Consider the following 16,262-nt stretch of genomic DNA (forward strand, 5'->3'; position numbering starts at 1 on the left):
TTGTCCCGACCTCGTTTTTATGCAATATCAAATTTTAACTGGCCTGCTTTAACACCAATCTTAAGTGTGTTGCCTGCCACCAAATCTCCCTTAAGAAGAAGTTCTGCCAACTTGTCCTCCACTTCTGTTTGCAATGTTCTGCGAAGTGGACGAGCTCCCATCTCTGGGTCATATCCTTGATTTGCCAATAATTTCAGTGCGGAAGCTTGTAATTTCAAGTCAATACCTTTTTCAGCCAAACTTGCCACTAAAGGTTTGACCATAATCTTCACCACTTCCTGCATATGGTCGCTAGACAGGCTATGGAAGACCACCTTTTCATCAATACGGTTAATAAACTCAGGTCTATAAGCTTTTTTCAGCTCTTCAAACATGCGTTTTTCCATATTTTCTTGGTCAAAACGAATGTCCTTAGCCCCGAATCCGACAGTCTTGTCATCACGAAGGGCTGTCGCACCAAGATTTGACGTCATGATGATAATGGTATTTGAAAAGTCAACCTTGCGGCCCTTGCTATCGGTCAAGACACCGTCATCCAAGACCTGCAAAAGAACATTAAAGATGTCTGGATGGGCCTTCTCTACCTCGTCAAATAGGAGAACGGAATAGGGTTTGTTGCGAACCTTCTCGGTCAACTCCCCACCTTCTTCATAGCCCACATAGCCTGGAGGAGCTCCGTTGAGACGACTGGCTGCAAATTTCTCCATATACTCACTCATATCAAAGCGGATAAGAGCTGATTCGTCGTCAAAAAGAACTTCTGCCAGAGCCTTGGCTAATTCAGTTTTTCCGACACCCGTAGGCCCTAGGAACATAAAGGAGCCAATCGGACGCTTGTGACTGCGAATCCCTGACTGATTGCGGCGAATGGCACGGCTAATGCTTGAAACTGCTTGATCTTGACCGATGACACGTTTATGCAATTCAGCTTCCAAGTTTAAGTATTTCTTAGCATCCGTTTGAGTCAGTTTTTGAACTGGAATACCTGATAAGCGACTCAAGGTGGTCAAAATATCAGACTCTGTCACCAAGTCTTTATAGACAGGTACTTGCTCTTCTTTTGCGATTAGCTGGGCTGCCTGTTTCCACTTACCATCCATCAAGGCCTTGTCAGCTGGACTTAAGCCAGAATCGTCTGCTTTTACATGCTTAGACTTATTTTGCACCGTTGCTGCCGCTTCATCTAAGAGATCGATAGCAGAGTCTGGCAAATGGCGACTAGTCAAGTAACGATGAGCCATCTTAACAGCTGTTTCAACTGCTTCATCTGTGATTTGCACACGGTGATGTTTCTCATAAGTCGCCTTCAAGCCTTGTAAAATGGTCATGCTGTCGGCCACACTTGGCTCTTCAATCGTTACTTTAGCGAATCGACGAGAAAGGGCCGCATCTTTTTCAATGTGTTTTTGGTACTCTTCCTGAGTTGTCGCACCAACCGTTCTCAAAGTTCCACGCGCCAAGGCTGGCTTCAAGATATTGGCCGCATCCAGAGTTGAGTCAATTCCACTCCCAGAACCCATGATGGTATGAAGTTCATCGATAAAGAGAATGACTTGGCCATCTTCTTCAATATCCTTGATGATATTGTTCATGCGTTCTTCAAAGTCACCACGGAAGCGTGTCCCTGCCACGACATTCATCAAATCAAGCTCTAACACGCGCATCTTAGCCATTTCCGCAGGCACGTCACCACTAGCAATACGCTGGGCAAGACCAAGTGCCAGAGCAGTTTTTCCGACACCTGCATCCCCAACCAAGACAGGATTGTTCTTGGTCTTTCGACTCAAGATTTGAATCATACGTGAGATTTCCTTATCCCGACCGATGACTGGTTCTAACTTGCCAGAACGCGCTTGCTCTGTCAAATCATGCGTATAGTCCTCGAGACCACCACTCGGAGTCTGGGGCATCCCCATCATATTAGCCATAGAATTTTGCTTGTCAGCCACTGTACGATGGCGTTGACGTAGAGCCTTGAGGTCTTCACGAGTCCAGCCTGCACGTTCTTCTAGATTTCGACGTAGGGCAGCAATCTTGACCTGATCTTTCTTATCTTCATAAGAAAAACCAGCTCTCTCCAAGATACGAGTAGCCAAGGCATTGCCATCATGCAAGATCGCATAGAGGACGTGCTCCGTCCCTAGCACCTTAGCATGGACCACTGACGCTACATACTCTGCTTCGTCAAAAAGAACCTGCAAACGATGGGAGAACGGCAATTCCGTAAAGGTTTCATCCTGGCTATAGTCCGTTTCAGTCAGTTCCAAAGCTACTTCTTCTAAACGGTCCATCTCATATGGATAATCATTTAAAGTTGCCCCTGCCACACTATAACTGTGATTGGACATGGCAATCAACAAGTGCCAAGACTCTAGGTAACGAGCTCCAAAATGGCCAGCCACCATGTAGGCACTTTCGATACATTCATTCAATGCTTTTGAATAGTTCATCTTACTTCCCTTTTCTATCTACCTCTTGTATGACCTGTCGTAGCATGTTTGCACGAACAACTGGAGCTTCTTCTCCTAGAACTCGATCCAAAGCTACTGCTACCAGCAAATTCATCTCCTGCTTGGTCATCAATTCCTGCTCAACCAAAAGCTGTAGAATATCCTCATAAATTTCTTGACTGACCCGCTCGCCAATCGAATAAAGTAGCTCTCGGAGCATTTCATGATGACTAGAAAACTCAATCCGTCCTATACGAATGTAGCCTCCGCCACCACGCTTACTTTCAACCAAGTAGCCTCTACTTTCCGTAAAGCGTGTCTTGATCACATAGTTAATCTGACTAGGAACAACCTGAAAAGTATCTGCCAACTGACTCCGTTGCAACTCCACAATTCCAGATTGATCTAAAATCGCCTTGATGTAGGCCTCAATATGATCCGATGTATTTTTAAATCTCATTACAAACCCACCTCTCTCTTTAAACCTTGACTATCTTTGACTATTATACCGAAATTTTCTCATTTTTAAAAGAAAAAGGGCGCTGGTAAAGGATAATCTTCACCAACTCCCTATTTTTCTACTTATCTAAGCCTAATTCTGCCAAAATTTGACGTTTGTAGGCAATCTTTTGAACTTCCTTGTCCTCATCTTCAGACCAATCTAGTTTAATTTCTGAAACAATCTGCCCAGGGCGATTTTTCAAGATATAGATGCGGTCGCTGAGATTGAGGGCCTCCTCGATACTATGAGTAATAATCAATGTTGTCAGGTGCAACTGCTTGTGAATTTCAAGGTACCAAGCGTGGAGTTCCATCTTGGTCATCTCATCCAAGGCACTAAAGGCTTCATCTAAGAGAAAGAGCTTGTGCCCGAAAAGATAGGTCCTGAGTAAGGCTACACGCTGGCGCATCCCTCCACTGAGTTCATGAGGGTATTTATCTCTTACAGCTGTCAACTGAAATGTCGCAAGAATTTCATCTGCGCGAGCAATGGCTTCCGCCTTATCCACTTTTTGAATCAAGAGGGGCAGAATGATATTACCAAGCACCGTCTTGTGCTCCAAGAGCAGATCCTTTTGCAACATATAACTCACGCGCCCCTTGGGATTTTCTTCACCATCAAGGACAATTCTCCCTGACTGAACTTCTAAAATCCCAGCGATCAGATTAAAGAGTGTGGTCTTTCCTACACCACTTGGGCCTAAGATAGAAACCACTTCACCTGAGGTGACTTTCAGATTGATGTCCTCTAAAATCCTCTCTTCGCCATAAGCATAACTGACGTGTTCTAGTCTTATTTCTGTCATTATTTCACAAATTCGTTGGTGAAGCCTTTGTCTGTCAAATCTTCTTTAAGGATACCATTTTCTTTATCCCATTTGTAGAAGGCATTCCAGCGAGCTGCATCAAATTGACCCCATTTTTCCTTGTCGCTTGCGTATTCTTTTGACAAGTATTTTTGAGATTCGATGACAAAGTCACGTTTTTCCTTGAGTTCAGGTGCATTCTTAATGAGGATATCAGCTGCTTCTTCTGGATGCTCCATAGCGTATTGGTAGCCTTTTTTGATAGCTTGGATAACTTTGCGAGCTTCTTCTTTGTTGTCTTTCAAATAGTCGTTGTTGGCGATGATAACTGGTGAGTAGTAGTCAAATTCTTTAACGTAGTCTTTCAAGTACATGAAATTAGCATCTACACCTTGAGATTTGGCAAGGATACCATCCCAACCGTAGTAGATCCAAGCAGTGTCAAATACTCCATTGGCAATCGGTGTGATAGAGTTTGAATCGTTGTTTGGTACTTTTTCGACTTTATCAAAGTCCCCACCTTGTGACTCTACCAATGTTTTCAACATAGCAAGTTCAGTTGGGTCATTCCAAGTTCCGTATTTCTTACCAACCAAGTCCTTTGGACTGCTTACATTATCAGATTTACGAGAGATGATTCCTGATGTATTGTGTTCTACGATAGCTGCAACGGCAGTAATTCCTGCACCTTTTTCCAATTTTTTAGCCATGTAGTCTTGGAAATACACTGCAAATGGTGCCTTACCATTGATAACCAAATCAGAAGAACTTTCTTCTGGTGGCAATTTCAAATCAACATCCACTCCAGCTTCTTTGAAATAACCTTTTTCCTTGGCCACATAAAGCCCTGTGTGGTTGGTATTTGGTGTCCAGTCTAGGATAAAGTCAATCTTCTTGAGTTCTACCTCTTTGTTATCCTTAGAAGCAGTTCCTTGGCCACAGGCCACAAGCACAACAGCTACAAGAGCTGTCACAAGCGTTAAAAACACTTTCCATGTTTTTTTCATTTTGATTTCCTCTTTTCTTTTTCAGAAACATTCTAATTCTACGAACGTTTCCATTTAATAACATATTTTTCACTGACATCGACCAATTTCATACCAAGAAGGCTGATAATCGATACCAGAATAATAATAGCAAACATAGTATCATACTGAAACAGTTTCTTGGACTGAATCATGTAGACACCTAGTCCTTCAAAGCCTCCCAACCACTCAGATACCACTGTTGTGATAAAAGCGTAGGAGACACTGACCCTCAGACCTGCATAAAAGTAAGGCAGGCTGACTGGAATTTTAAAATGCCATAGGATTTGCCAAGGCTTGGCCCACATCAGACTAAACAAGGTCAGCATATCCTTGTCACAATGCCTAAAACCGTCCAAAATACTGACGATGATAGGGAAGGTGGTCGTCAAGATAATCAAGACAATCTTGGGCAAAATCCCATAACCGAGCCACAAGATCAGAATAGGGGCTATGGCAATAGTCGGGATAGTCTGAACAACCACCATCATAGGGTAAATCAGGTCATTGAGCCAAGTCAAACTATCCATAAGTACAGCCATGAGACAGGCAATCAAGACTCCCAAAATCAGTCCCAATAAAGCCACTCTCAAGGTGGCCCAGCTATGGTGCCAGAGAAATTCTCTATCACGAACAAAGGCCTGGAGAATTTCAAGAGGTGTCGGCAGGATAAACTTGGGGAGAAGTTTAAGAAAACCTGCTAACTGCCAGATTGACAAGACTCCCAGAAAGCCCAATAGACTAATGTGTCGTCTCAGTATACTTTTCAAGTTTCTCATCAATACTTAAAATCTCTCCTACATTTATTTTGACATTGGCAAAGACATTATCTGCCTCCTGCCCTGCCACCTCTAGCGCTTCTTTGAGAATGCGCATAAGCTCATCAAACTCCCCTCCTTCCAAGACCGTTTCAAATGGTGTCACCACCATGGTCACTTCTTGAGCTTGCAGATAAGCAATGACCTGATCGATAACAGCTATCCGATCAATCCCCTGTGTTAGGGGTAAAACTTGCAAGGCAATGCTTGCTTTCATAAAAACCTCCTCTTCTCGTTTTCCTTTGACAAAAAGAAAAACCTTTACCATATATGGAAAAGGTCAAGAATAGACTAAGTATCGTTCCCTACGCTGGTATTACCCAGATCAGGTGCGGTCGAAGCTTAACGCTTCCTCTCAGACTGTACACAGACTCCCATATATTATATGGACATATGATAGCGCAAAATAAAAAAAATGTCAAGGAAACTGCTTACAGAAAAGAGCAGGAAAATTTCCTACTCCCATTTTCTATACTCGTTCTCCATCACTGTTTACTCTGTAGCCATCCACCGTCGTATTAACAGCTAAGGCACCTGAAGAGTAAGAATAATACCACTTACCAGAAACTTGATACCATCCTGTTTTCATTGCCCCTGAACTATCTAGATAATACCACGAGCCATTCTCCTTTAACCATCCTGTCTGCATTTCACCAGATGATTTCAAATAATACCAGCTAGAACCGTCTTTCAACCAGCCCGTTGATTTAGAACCATTTGATTTGAAATGATACCAACTACCATTTATTTTCTTCCAACCAACAGTCAGAACATCATTGGAACTACCTTCTGTTTGATTCTGCGATGACACAACCTCCTCTAACTGAATATAGCGACGACTTCCACTATAAGATATATAACTCAACCACTTATACCCATCTTTTTCAAGTACCTGATCATAATGAACACTCTCACCTGGAGAATAATATGCAATTGAAGTTGCACTAACTAAAGGTTGATTTTTTATAGCTGCCTTATTCTTAAAATAATGAGTTCCTCCTGTCGAAGAAGGTTGACTATTGAATACTTTGCCACTACTTACTACATTACCCCCAGCCAAATCTTTAAAATGAATAAATCCTGTCATCGTATTTGCTTTTATAATTCGTTTATTATAGGATCCTGTATAACCATAGTTGTATTCCTCAATTTCTATATTATCCCCCATTACATTTGAAACCCAGGCAACATGACCATATCCTCCTGCAGTAGACCAAGCAATAGATCCAATCGTTGGTACACTATCTACACGATAGCCTTCACGACGAGCACGATACCCCCATTCATTCGCATTTCCATAAGCTCCTGGAATCTCAAAACCATTGACACTACTCAAGCGAAAGGCTGCAAATGAAGTACACTGACGAGAGTACATGCGCCACTTATCAATTTCCTGACTCCCATTTTTATAGTAAGTAGGATAATCATCCCCACGCGCAATCGATCCATTTCCTCCAGAATAGGAATAGGCATATACACTATCACTCGCTACTAGCATCAATCCTACTGCTAAAAAAGGAACAACCTTTTTAACTGATTTTCTCAAAGAAAATCCTGTCTCTGTTACTTTGAATGGTAAAACTTTCATTCTTCCTCCTTGAAAAATAATATAAATCGAAGATTACCTTCACTTAAACTATTCGGAGAAAAAAGAAAAAGTGAGAAAATTTCTCACTTTAGTCCAGATAATGAATCAAATTCTTTTCGGTAAGGATATCTGAGTAAGTAAAGGATTCAACGTAAACATTAGCTTGTTTATCTCCTTCAACATTTCCAAATTCAACGATAAATAGGGATGGATAAACCTCAATTAGCTTACCCAATCTATTTTTTTGGCGCTTACGTCCATTTTCCAAAGTCATTTCAATTACATGACCCTCATGTGCCTTGATTTCTTCTTTGATTTTTTTCATCTTAGCTACATCTGTAAATGCATCTGTCATCTTATTTCCTCCCTTTTTGAAATACTTGAAAATTTATTGTATTCTTTTTGAAAAATTAATTCCACTGTTCCACGAGCTCCACTACGGTTTTTCTCAATAATAACTTCTACCTTATTATTTGGTATGCCTTCCTCTTCTTCACCACCACGCTCATAGTAGTCGTCGCGATAAAGAAAGGCTACGATATCAGCATCCTGCTCAATAGACCCAGATTCACGAATATCAGACAAGACCGGTCTCTTATCCTGACGTTGTTCTACACCACGAGACAACTGACTCAGAGCAATTACTGGAACCTTCAGTTCCTTGGCTAGGATTTTCAACTGACGTGAAATTTCTGAAACCTCTTGTTGACGATTTTCCCGACCAGTTCCCGTGATAAGCTGCAAATAGTCTATTAAAATCAAACCAAGATTTCCAGTTTCTTGAGCCAGTTTACGAGAACGAGAACGAATCTCTGTAATCCGAATCCCTGGCGTATCATCAATATAGATACTTGCATTAGCTAGATTCCCTTGAGCAATGGTATATTTTTGCCACTCCTCATCAGTCAATTGACCCGTACGGATAGAATGCGACTCTACCAACCCTTCTGCCGCAAGCATACGGTCTACTAGACTCTCCGCACCCATTTCGAGCGAAAAGATAGCAACCGTTTTGTCCAACTTAGTCCCAATGTTCTGAGCAATATTCAAGGCAAAAGCTGTCTTACCAACCGCTGGACGGGCTGCTAAGATAATCAACTCCTCTTCATGCAGACCAGTCGTTATATGATCCAAGTCACGATAACCTGTCGCAATCCCTGTAATATCGGTCGTTTGTTGCGAGCGAGCTTCCAGATTTCCAAAATTGATATTCAACACATCTCGAATGTTCTTAAATCCACTTCGATTAGCATTTTCACTGACATCAATCAGGCCTTTTTCTGCCTGAGCAATGATTTCATCAGCTGGTTGCGAAGCCTCGTAAGCTTGATTGACAGACTCTGTCAACTTGGAGATTAATCGACGTAGCATGGCCTTCTCTGCAACAATCTTAGCATAATACTCCGCATTAGCAGAAGTTGGCACAGAATTGACAATCTCAACCAAGTAAGACAGGCCACCAATATTCTGTAAATCACCTTGATTATCAAGAATGGTACGAACCGTTGTTGCATCTATAGCATCGCCACGATCGGATAAATCGACCATAGCTTGGAAAATCAAACGATGGGCATACTTAAAAAAGTCCCGAGACTCAATATATTCTCGCACAAAAACAAGCTTACTCTCGTCAATAAAGATAGCCCCTAAAACGGATTGCTCAGCTAAGATATCTTGAGGTTGTACTCGTAACTCTTCTACTTCTGCCATCAGACTTCCCTTTCTTTTACAATCTTGTCAAGAAAGTGTAAATTTATCCTTCTTTCACACGAAGATTGATTACACTTGTGATATCTTGATAGATTTTCACTGGCACATCGATCAAACCAACTGCTCGAATCGGAGCTTGTACTTGGATATGACGTTTATCAATCCTAATTCCAAATTGCTTTTGCAATTCTTCTGCAATCTTCTTATTGGTAATTGAACCAAAAGTACGGCCATCTGGACCAACTTTTTCAACAAATTCTACAATAGTTTCTTCTGCTTCAAGTTGGGCTTTAATTGCTTTTGCTTCTGCAATCATCTCAGCATGAGCTTTTTCTTCAGATTTTTGTTTACCACGAAGCTCACCTACCGCTTGAGCAGTCGCTTCTTTGGCTAGGTTCTTTTTGATAAGAAAGTTTTGTGCATACCCTGTTGGTACTTCCTTAATTTCGCCTTTTTTACCTTTTCCTTTGACATCTGCTAAAAAGATTACTTTCATTCTTCTTTCTCCTTTTCCTTTATTTCATTTAATACAATTTCTGTCAGTTTTTCACCTGCTTCTGACAAGGTTGAATCCTTAATTTGAGCTGCTGCCAAATTAAAGTGGCCTCCACCTCCCAGCTCTTCCATAATCCGTTGTACATTCAGCTTACTACGACTGCGAGCTGAGATAGAGATAAATCCTTGTGTATTCTTCGCAAGAACAAAACTCGCTTCAATACCTGACATAGCCAACATGGCATCTGCTGCCTTACTAATAACAACCGTATCATAGCATTTCGAGTCCTTAGCCTCTGCTATCAATACATCTGAACCTAATTTACGCCCCTGTAAAATCAGTTCATTGACCTCACGATATTCTTCAAAATCTGTCGCAGCGATTTCTTGGATAGCAATACTATCACTTCCTCTCGTTCTGAGATAGCTAGCAACATCAAATGTCCGACTAGTCACTCGTGAGGTGAAATTTTTAGTATCCAACATCATACCAGCCATTAAAACACTTGCTTGCATACGACTCAAACGATTTTTCTTAGAATTCTGGAACTGAATCAATTCCGTTACCAACTCACTGGCACTACTTGCACCACTTTCGATATAAGTAATAACCGCATTATCTGGAAAATCCTGATCCCGTCTGTGGTGGTCGATAACGATGGTTTGGGTAAATAAATCATAAAAATCTTTTGATAAAGTTAAAGCTGTCTTTGAATGGTCTACAAGAATCAACAAAGAACGATTGGTCACCATGCCCATTGCATCCTTAACAGACAACAACTTCGTAACTCCTTCTTTTTCTAAAAATGAAACCGCTCGTTCAATATCTGGAGACATCTGATTTTCATCATAAAGAGCATAACTATTTTCTGTTACATTACTAGCAAATAACTGCATACCTACAGCAGAACCCAAAGCATCCATATCAAGGTTTTTGTGACCAACTACAAAAACCTGATCCACACTTCGAATCTTATCTGAAATAGCTGTCATCATAGCACGCGTACGTGTCCTTGTACGCTTGATTGACGCCGCAGATCCACCACCAAAATAAACGGGATTTTTCGTTTCGTCATTCTCCTTGACAACCACCTGGTCGCCACCACGCACTTCAGCCAAGTTCAAATTGAGCAAAGCAACTTTTCCTATCTCATCATGATTTCCATCACCATAAGAAAATCCCATACTTAAGGTCAAGGGCAACTGTCTCTGTTTCGACTCTTCTCTAAAAGCATCAATAACAGAAAATTTATCATTCATCAATCCCTCAAGCACCGTGTAGTCCGTAAATAGATAAAAGCGATCCATACTTACTCGACGGGAGAACATGGCATGCTTCCCAGCAAATTCTGAAACAAAATTGGCTACAAAACTATTGATATGACTGATATCAGACTCCGATGTTTCATCTTCTAAGTCATCATAGTTGTCAACGGAAACGATCCCAATCACAGGTCGACTCGTTACTAACTCAACAGTCGCTTCGTATTCTCCAGACACATCAAAGAAGTAAAGAACTCCAGACACCTTGTCCATATGAACCGAATAGCGGGTCTCACCTAAGGTAGCATAAGAACCTGGATTTCCTACCGATGCCTTGATAATTGTTTGAATTAATGCTACATCAATCTCGCCCACTTCATTAGTCAAAATCAATTCAGCATAAGGATTAAACCATTCAACTTCACCTGACGACAAGTCTAATTTAATAACTCCGACAGGCATCTGTTCTAACAAGGTTGTCAAACTTTCTTCAGCTTGGTGGTTTACATACTGGATTTGTTCTACTTCACTCCTTGAGTAGTAGTCTCTCTGATGGATGAATAGTAAAATATATGAACCCAAAATAAGTAGCAAAAGAAATAGCGTTACCAGTGTATTCGTTACAAAAACAAGTTGCACAGATAGCACTCCGAACGCCACTATTCCTAATATTAAGGGGAAAATAGGACTTACATAAAATTTTTTCATTCCAAACCTCTTGGCACCCATTATACCATAATAACCACCAAAAAGCGACTTTTTAAAAGTGTAATCAGTAATTCTATCAATTATAAGAAAAAGGAGGTTTACAATTCAGTAAACCTTCCTTTACACATATTGAAATTAAGATTCTTTAACTTCTAACAAGCCAATCTCGCCATCCTCACGACGATAAATCACATTGGTTGTCTGATCTTCAACATCCACATAGATAAAGAAATCATGTCCCAACAAATCCATCTGTAGAATAGCTTCTTCCAAATCCATTGGTTTTAAATCAATTTGTTTTGAACGAACAACTCTAGACTGGACAACATTTGGATCTTCCACCAAAGCATCTGTAAATAATTGACTAGTTGCTACCTTATTTTTATTTTTACGCTCGATTTTTGTTTTATTTTTACGAATCTGACGTTCAATTTTATCAGTTACAAGGTCAATTGAACCATACATATCTTGAGACACATCTTCTGCACGAAGAGTAATAGAGCCAAGCGGAATCGTTACTTCCACTTTAGCAGTTTTTTCACGATACACCTTCAAGTTAACTCGAGCATCCAACTCTTGTTCAGCTTGAAAATACTTTTCGATCTTTTCGAGTTTAGAAACTACATAATCACGAATTGCTTCTGTTACTTCTAGGTTTTCACCACGGATACTATATTTAATCATATGAGTACCTTCTTTCTAAACATTTTTGTTTTTCTGATTTCATTATAACGCTTTCATTTTATTTTTGCAAATTTTTTCCTCATCTTACAAGGGAAAATGTTTTCACATCCTCAGCACCCGCTTCTTCCAGCAGTCTCTTCACACGATTTATAGTTGTTCCAGTAGTATAGATATCATCTATAAGTAGGATTTTTTTAGGAATAGTGACTCCACTTTTGACAAAGAAAGGAAGTTCTGTTGCCAAGCGTTCTGAACGATTTTTGGAAGAACTGGCCCGCTCTTCTCTCTTCTCTAGTAAGTCTTGAAAAGAGAACCCTGCTGCTTCAACTAAACCTTCAACCTGATTAAATCCCCTCTCGAGCAATCTTTCAGGACTTAGGGGAATGACGACAAATTGATACTCTTTGTTCTTTTTTAACTCCTCACTTAAAACTGAAGCAAAAACTTTTCTTAAAAGGAAGTCTCCATCAAACTTATACCGACTGAAAAAATCCTTCATAGCTTGATTGTAAGTAAAAATCGCTCTATGACTGACCTCAACTCCTTCTTTACACCAAAATTGACAATCTTGACACTTCGTTGACAAACCTGTTTTCATACAGTTGGGACAGTACTCTTCTCCAATCCTCTCAAAAGTAGAGTCACAGTCTGAACAAAGACAAGAGTCATCATTTTTCAGAAGTAAGAGACTACTAAAAGTTAAAACGGCCTTCATAGTCTGCCCACACAATAAGCACTTCATAGCCCCGCCTCCTTATTCATCTGCTGAATTTCCTTAATTGCCTTCTTGATTGAAGTATTTAACCCATCATGGAAAAAAAGCAAATCTCCTGTCGGTCTGTCCATACTCCGACCGACACGGCCTCCAATCTGTATTAAACTAGACTTGGTAAACAGACGATGATTGGCCTCTACTACGAAAACATCCACACAAGGAAAGGTAACTCCACGCTCCAATATTGTCGTACTGATAAGTATTGTCAGTTCTCCATCTCGAAAAGCTTGCACCTGCTCTAATCGATCTTCCGTAACTGAAGACACAAAACCAATTTTCTCATGCGGAAATTCCTTCTGTAAGACTTCTTTTAATTGCTCCCCTTTCTTAATTTCTGAAGCAAAAATGAGTAACGGATAAGCTGTCTTTCTCTGATTCTTAATATAAGTCTTTAACTTTGGTGATAACCGACTTTTCTCTAAACAGTGATTAAAATCTGATAACCAGACAGGTTTAGGAATAATCAAAGGATTCCCATGGAATCGTCTAGGTAAGCTCAGTCTTTTTAATTCTCCTAAACGAACCTTCCTATCTAACTCATCTGTCGAAGTCGCTGTTAAAAAGATTCTCAGCCCATTCTCCTTTACACTATTCTTGACAGCATGGTAAAGCGTGGGATTGTCAACATAAGGAAAGGCATCTACTTCATCCACTATCAGCAAATCAAAAGCTTGATAAAACTTCAATAACTGATGGGTCGTCGCAACAACTAGTGGTGTTCGAAAATACGGCTCTGATTCTCCGTGTAGTAAAGATATCTCGCAAGCAAAATCATCTTGCAGGCGCTTGTACAGCTCCAAACAAACATCTATGCGAGGACTGGCCAAACACACTGCACCACCCCTATTAATCACCTTAGCTACAACTTGATAAATCATTTCTGTCTTTCCAGCCCCTGTCACCGCATGAACTAAAGTTGGCTCCTGCTTGTCTACTGCTTGAATCAGTCCCTCTGACACCTTCTCTTGAAAAGGAGTTAATTGACCACGCCATTTAAGAACATCTTGCTTCGGAAAATCCTCCTGCGGAAAATAGTATAAAGCTTGGTCACTCCTGACTCGCTTCATCAGCAAGCACTCTCGACAATAATAAGCACCGATGGGCAAATACCATTCCTCTAGAATAATACTATTACAACGTTGACAGAAAAGTTTCCCCTTCTCCTTTCTCATTGCGGGAAGCTTCTCCGCCAACTGACGCTCCTCTTCTGTTAATTCATTCTCAGTAAACAAACGACCGAGATAGTTTGGATTTACTTTCATACTTCTTTATTCGTAAAAACCTAGCACTTTAGATGATTTTTTAGTACAATTAAATCATGGAATTTAAAACAATTAAAGAGGACGGACAAGTCCAAGAAGAAATCAAAAAATCCCGCTTTATCTGCCATGCCAAGCGTGTTTATAGCGAAGAAGAGGCTCGTGACTTCATTACCACCATCAAAAAAGAACACTACAAAGCGACGCATAACTGCTCTGCTTTTATTATTGGAGAACGTAGTGAAATCAAACGTACAAGTGATGATGGTGAGCCCAGTGGGACTGCTGGCGTTCCCATGCTTGGGGTACTAGAAAATCACAATCTTACTAATGTCTGTGTGGTAGTGACACGCTACTTTGGTGGCATTAAACTAGGCGCTGGAGGATTGATTCGTGCTTACGCTGGCAGTGTTGCCTTAGCCGTCAAAGAAATTGGCATCATTGAAATAAAAGAACAAGCTGGCATTGCTATTCAAATGTCTTACGCTCAGTATCAAGAGTACAGTAACTTCCTTAAGGAACATAATCTCATGGAACTGGATACAAACTTTACAGATCAAGTCGATACGATGATTTATGTTAATAAAGAAGAAAAAGAAAATATTAAAGCTGCACTGGTAGAGTTTTTTAATGGAAAAGTTACCTTAACTGATCAAGGTTTACGAGAAGTTGAAGTTCCTGTAAACTTAGTGTAAATAAAGGAGAGAAATATGGCATTTGGAAAGTTCATTCAAGGACTCGCTGGTAACTTTAGCGAGCAAAACAAAGAAACTCTTATCAAAGAATATGGACAATATTTACTAGAAAACGAAGAAATTCAAAGTGGATATAAACTTATTCGTGACTCAATTATATTTACCAATATACGTATTATCTTTACAGATAAACAAGGCGCTACTGGTCGTAAGATGTCTATTAAATCAATCTTTTTGATGAACATTGTTAACGTTGAAATGGAAACTGCGGGAGCAGGTATAGATGATAGTGAAATTACTATTACTTATTTAGAAAATATCTTTCTAAAAGCACATAATGAACATTTTAGTGTTCACAAATTTGAATTCCCTAAGAAAACGGATAGCGTTCTCCTTTACACCTATTTACTAGAATTAGCCTATCACAATCACTTGAAAATCAATTGCTTAGACCTATGATATAAAAAAATCCTATCACTTCGATAGGATTTCTATATTTTACAAATGGTATAGATAGCGTTATACTAGAAATATCTTATACAAAGAGGTATTCATATGTCTATTTATAACAACATTACTGAACTAATCGGTCAAACTCCGATTGTTAAACTCAACAACATTGTGCCAGAAGGGGCTGCAGATGTCTATGTAAAACTTGAAGCATTTAACCCTGGTTCTTCTGTAAAAGACCGTATTGCTCTTAGCATGATTGAAAAAGCTGAACAAGACGGTATTCTGAAACCTGGTTCTACTATTGTTGAAGCAACAAGTGGAAACACTGGTATTGGACTTTCATGGGTAGGGGCTGCTAAAGGGTATAAAGTTGTTATCGTTATGCCTGAAACTATGAGTGTGGAACGACGTAAGATTATCCAAGCCTATGGTGCTGAACTCGTCCTTACTCCTGGTAGCGAAGGAATGAAAGGTGCTATTGCTAAGGCTCAAGAAATCGCTGCTGAACGTGATGGTTTCCTTCCTCTTCAATTTGACAACCCAGCTAATCCAGAAGTACACGAAAGAACAACAGGAGCTGAGATACTAGCTGCTTTCGGTAAAGATGGATTAGATGCCTTTGTTGCTGGAGTTGGTACCGGTGGAACGATTTCTGGTGTTTCTCATGCACTCAAATCAGCAAATTCTAACATTCAAGTTTTTGCAGTAGAGGCAGACGAATCTGCTATTCTATCTGGTGAAAAACCTGGACCACACAAAATTCAAGGTATCTCAGCTGGATTTATTCCTGATACACTGGATACAAAGGCTTATGATGGTATCGTTCGTGTAACGTCAGACGATGCTCTAGCACTCGGCCGTGAAATTGGTGGAAAAGAAGGTTTCCTTGTAGGGATTTCTTCAGCTGCGGCTATCTACGGAGCCATCGAGATTGCCAAAAAATTAGGTACAGGTAAAAAAGTCCTTGCTCTAGCACCAGATAACGGTGAACGTTATCTCTCTACAGCACTCTATGAATTTGAAGTTTAGTCT

General features: G+C 40.3%; 17 protein-coding genes and 1 riboswitch. Of the genes, 3 read left to right on the plus strand and 14 right to left on the minus strand.

Annotated features, from left to right (window positions below):
• Positions 1 to 17: 17 nt before the first annotated feature.
• The 14 genes from N8L90_RS06315 to N8L90_RS06380 all read right to left on the minus strand — a co-directional run bounded on the left by N8L90_RS06315 (position 18) and on the right by N8L90_RS06380 (position 14,085).
• Complete coding sequence (locus tag N8L90_RS06315; protein ID WP_153193810.1) at positions 18 to 2,450, minus strand: ATP-dependent Clp protease ATP-binding subunit; 2,433 nt, start codon at positions 2,448 to 2,450, stop codon at positions 18 to 20.
• Position 2,451: 1 nt separating this feature from the next.
• Positions 2,452 to 2,910 (minus strand): CtsR family transcriptional regulator, encoded by a 459-nt coding sequence (locus N8L90_RS06320; protein WP_004261972.1) that lies wholly within the window; start codon positions 2,908 to 2,910, stop codon positions 2,452 to 2,454.
• A gap of 118 nt (positions 2,911 to 3,028) precedes the next feature.
• The gene (locus tag N8L90_RS06325) at positions 3,029 to 3,757 is read right to left on the minus strand and encodes an ABC transporter ATP-binding protein (protein WP_203175223.1); all 729 of its coding nucleotides are present in this window, start codon (positions 3,755 to 3,757) and stop codon (positions 3,029 to 3,031) included.
• On the minus strand, positions 3,757 to 4,764 hold the full coding sequence (locus tag N8L90_RS06330; RefSeq protein WP_203175221.1) for an ABC transporter substrate-binding protein: 1,008 nt from the start codon (positions 4,762 to 4,764) through the stop codon (positions 3,757 to 3,759). Before N8L90_RS06330 ends, N8L90_RS06325 begins: the two co-directional genes overlap by 1 nt.
• Positions 4,765 to 4,802: 38 nt before the next feature.
• Positions 4,803 to 5,561, minus strand: a complete 759-nt coding sequence (locus N8L90_RS06335; protein ID WP_261024679.1) for an ABC transporter permease — start codon at positions 5,559 to 5,561, stop codon at positions 4,803 to 4,805.
• Positions 5,524 to 5,817 (minus strand): thiamine-binding protein, encoded by a 294-nt coding sequence (locus N8L90_RS06340; protein ID WP_261024681.1) that lies wholly within the window; start codon positions 5,815 to 5,817, stop codon positions 5,524 to 5,526. The genes N8L90_RS06335 and N8L90_RS06340 overlap by 38 nt, the downstream gene beginning before the upstream one ends.
• 68 nt (positions 5,818 to 5,885) lie before the next feature.
• A riboswitch (TPP riboswitch) is annotated at positions 5,886 to 5,988 on the minus strand.
• Positions 5,989 to 6,069: 81 nt separating this feature from the next.
• Entirely contained in the window at positions 6,070 to 7,188 is a 1,119-nt protein-coding gene (gene cbpD, locus N8L90_RS06345; protein ID WP_261024683.1) for a choline binding-anchored murein hydrolase CbpD, read from the minus strand.
• A gap of 88 nt (positions 7,189 to 7,276) precedes the next feature.
• Positions 7,277 to 7,543, minus strand: a complete 267-nt coding sequence (locus N8L90_RS06350; protein WP_000128619.1) for a Veg family protein — start codon at positions 7,541 to 7,543, stop codon at positions 7,277 to 7,279.
• Positions 7,540 to 8,898 (minus strand): replicative DNA helicase, encoded by a 1,359-nt coding sequence (dnaB, locus tag N8L90_RS06355; RefSeq protein ID WP_261024684.1) that lies wholly within the window; start codon positions 8,896 to 8,898, stop codon positions 7,540 to 7,542. Before dnaB ends, N8L90_RS06350 begins: the two co-directional genes overlap by 4 nt.
• Before the next feature lie 43 nt (positions 8,899 to 8,941).
• Positions 8,942 to 9,394, minus strand: coding sequence for a 50S ribosomal protein L9 (rplI, locus tag N8L90_RS06360; RefSeq protein WP_261024685.1), 453 nt, complete (start codon positions 9,392 to 9,394; stop codon positions 8,942 to 8,944).
• Positions 9,391 to 11,364 carry a DHH family phosphoesterase gene (locus N8L90_RS06365; protein WP_261024686.1) on the minus strand — a complete coding sequence of 658 codons (1,974 nt, stop codon included), beginning with the start codon at positions 11,362 to 11,364 and terminating at the stop codon, positions 9,391 to 9,393. The genes rplI and N8L90_RS06365 overlap by 4 nt, the downstream gene beginning before the upstream one ends.
• Positions 11,365 to 11,499: 135 nt before the next feature.
• On the minus strand, positions 11,500 to 12,048 hold the full coding sequence (gene hpf / locus N8L90_RS06370) for a ribosome hibernation-promoting factor, HPF/YfiA family (protein ID WP_000599100.1): 549 nt from the start codon (positions 12,046 to 12,048) through the stop codon (positions 11,500 to 11,502).
• A 79-nt stretch (positions 12,049 to 12,127) separates the two neighbouring features.
• The gene (locus N8L90_RS06375) at positions 12,128 to 12,790 is read right to left on the minus strand and encodes a ComF family protein (protein WP_261024687.1); all 663 of its coding nucleotides are present in this window, start codon (positions 12,788 to 12,790) and stop codon (positions 12,128 to 12,130) included.
• Positions 12,787 to 14,085 carry an ATP-dependent helicase ComFA gene (locus N8L90_RS06380; protein WP_261022906.1) on the minus strand — a complete coding sequence of 433 codons (1,299 nt, stop codon included), beginning with the start codon at positions 14,083 to 14,085 and terminating at the stop codon, positions 12,787 to 12,789. The genes N8L90_RS06375 and N8L90_RS06380 overlap by 4 nt, the downstream gene beginning before the upstream one ends.
• 56 nt (positions 14,086 to 14,141) lie before the next feature.
• Here N8L90_RS06380 and N8L90_RS06385 point away from each other — a divergent pair, with 56 nt between their 5' ends.
• From N8L90_RS06385 to cysK, 3 genes are all read left to right on the plus strand, one after another.
• Positions 14,142 to 14,777: a YigZ family protein gene (locus N8L90_RS06385; RefSeq protein ID WP_261024689.1), complete on the plus strand. Its 636-nt coding sequence runs from the start codon at positions 14,142 to 14,144 to the stop codon at positions 14,775 to 14,777.
• Positions 14,778 to 14,792: 15 nt separating this feature from the next.
• The gene (locus N8L90_RS06390; RefSeq protein ID WP_261024690.1) at positions 14,793 to 15,236 is read left to right on the plus strand and encodes a PH domain-containing protein; all 444 of its coding nucleotides are present in this window, start codon (positions 14,793 to 14,795) and stop codon (positions 15,234 to 15,236) included.
• Positions 15,237 to 15,332: 96 nt separating this feature from the next.
• Complete coding sequence (gene cysK, locus N8L90_RS06395) at positions 15,333 to 16,259, plus strand: cysteine synthase A (protein ID WP_261024691.1); 927 nt, start codon at positions 15,333 to 15,335, stop codon at positions 16,257 to 16,259.
• Positions 16,260 to 16,262: the final 3 nt, after the last annotated feature.

It is taken from the genome of Streptococcus mitis (genome assembly GCF_946190115.1).
In the GTDB taxonomy this organism is placed as follows: Bacteria; Bacillota; Bacilli; order Lactobacillales; family Streptococcaceae; genus Streptococcus; species Streptococcus mitis_CO.

Bases quoted from the DNA above. Each gene is read 5' to 3' on its own strand.
- N8L90_RS06340 (WP_261024681.1), bottom strand. From the start codon at position 5,817: ATGAAAGCAAGCATTGCCTTGCAAGTTTTACCCCTAACACAGGGGATT.
- N8L90_RS06385 (WP_261024689.1), top strand. From the start codon at position 14,142: ATGGAATTTAAAACAATTAAAGAGGACGGACAAGTCCAAGAAGAAATC.
- N8L90_RS06380 (WP_261022906.1), bottom strand. From the start codon at position 14,085: ATGAAAGTAAATCCAAACTATCTCGGTCGTTTGTTTACTGAGAATGAA.
- rplI (WP_261024685.1), bottom strand. From the start codon at position 9,394: ATGAAAGTAATCTTTTTAGCAGATGTCAAAGGAAAAGGTAAAAAAGGC.
- N8L90_RS06350 (WP_000128619.1), bottom strand. From the start codon at position 7,543: ATGACAGATGCATTTACAGATGTAGCTAAGATGAAAAAAATCAAAGAA.
- N8L90_RS06320 (WP_004261972.1), bottom strand. From the start codon at position 2,910: ATGAGATTTAAAAATACATCGGATCATATTGAGGCCTACATCAAGGCG.
- N8L90_RS06335 (WP_261024679.1), bottom strand. From the start codon at position 5,561: ATGAGAAACTTGAAAAGTATACTGAGACGACACATTAGTCTATTGGGC.
- N8L90_RS06330 (WP_203175221.1), bottom strand. From the start codon at position 4,764: ATGAAAAAAACATGGAAAGTGTTTTTAACGCTTGTGACAGCTCTTGTA.
- N8L90_RS06315 (WP_153193810.1), bottom strand. From the start codon at position 2,450: ATGAACTATTCAAAAGCATTGAATGAATGTATCGAAAGTGCCTACATG.
- cbpD (WP_261024683.1), bottom strand. From the start codon at position 7,188: ATGAAAGTTTTACCATTCAAAGTAACAGAGACAGGATTTTCTTTGAGA.
- cysK (WP_261024691.1), top strand. From the start codon at position 15,333: ATGTCTATTTATAACAACATTACTGAACTAATCGGTCAAACTCCGATT.
- hpf (WP_000599100.1), bottom strand. From the start codon at position 12,048: ATGATTAAATATAGTATCCGTGGTGAAAACCTAGAAGTAACAGAAGCA.
- N8L90_RS06365 (WP_261024686.1), bottom strand. From the start codon at position 11,364: ATGAAAAAATTTTATGTAAGTCCTATTTTCCCCTTAATATTAGGAATA.
- N8L90_RS06390 (WP_261024690.1), top strand. From the start codon at position 14,793: ATGGCATTTGGAAAGTTCATTCAAGGACTCGCTGGTAACTTTAGCGAG.
- N8L90_RS06375 (WP_261024687.1), bottom strand. From the start codon at position 12,790: ATGAAGTGCTTATTGTGTGGGCAGACTATGAAGGCCGTTTTAACTTTT.
- N8L90_RS06325 (WP_203175223.1), bottom strand. From the start codon at position 3,757: ATGACAGAAATAAGACTAGAACACGTCAGTTATGCTTATGGCGAAGAG.
- dnaB (WP_261024684.1), bottom strand. From the start codon at position 8,898: ATGGCAGAAGTAGAAGAGTTACGAGTACAACCTCAAGATATCTTAGCT.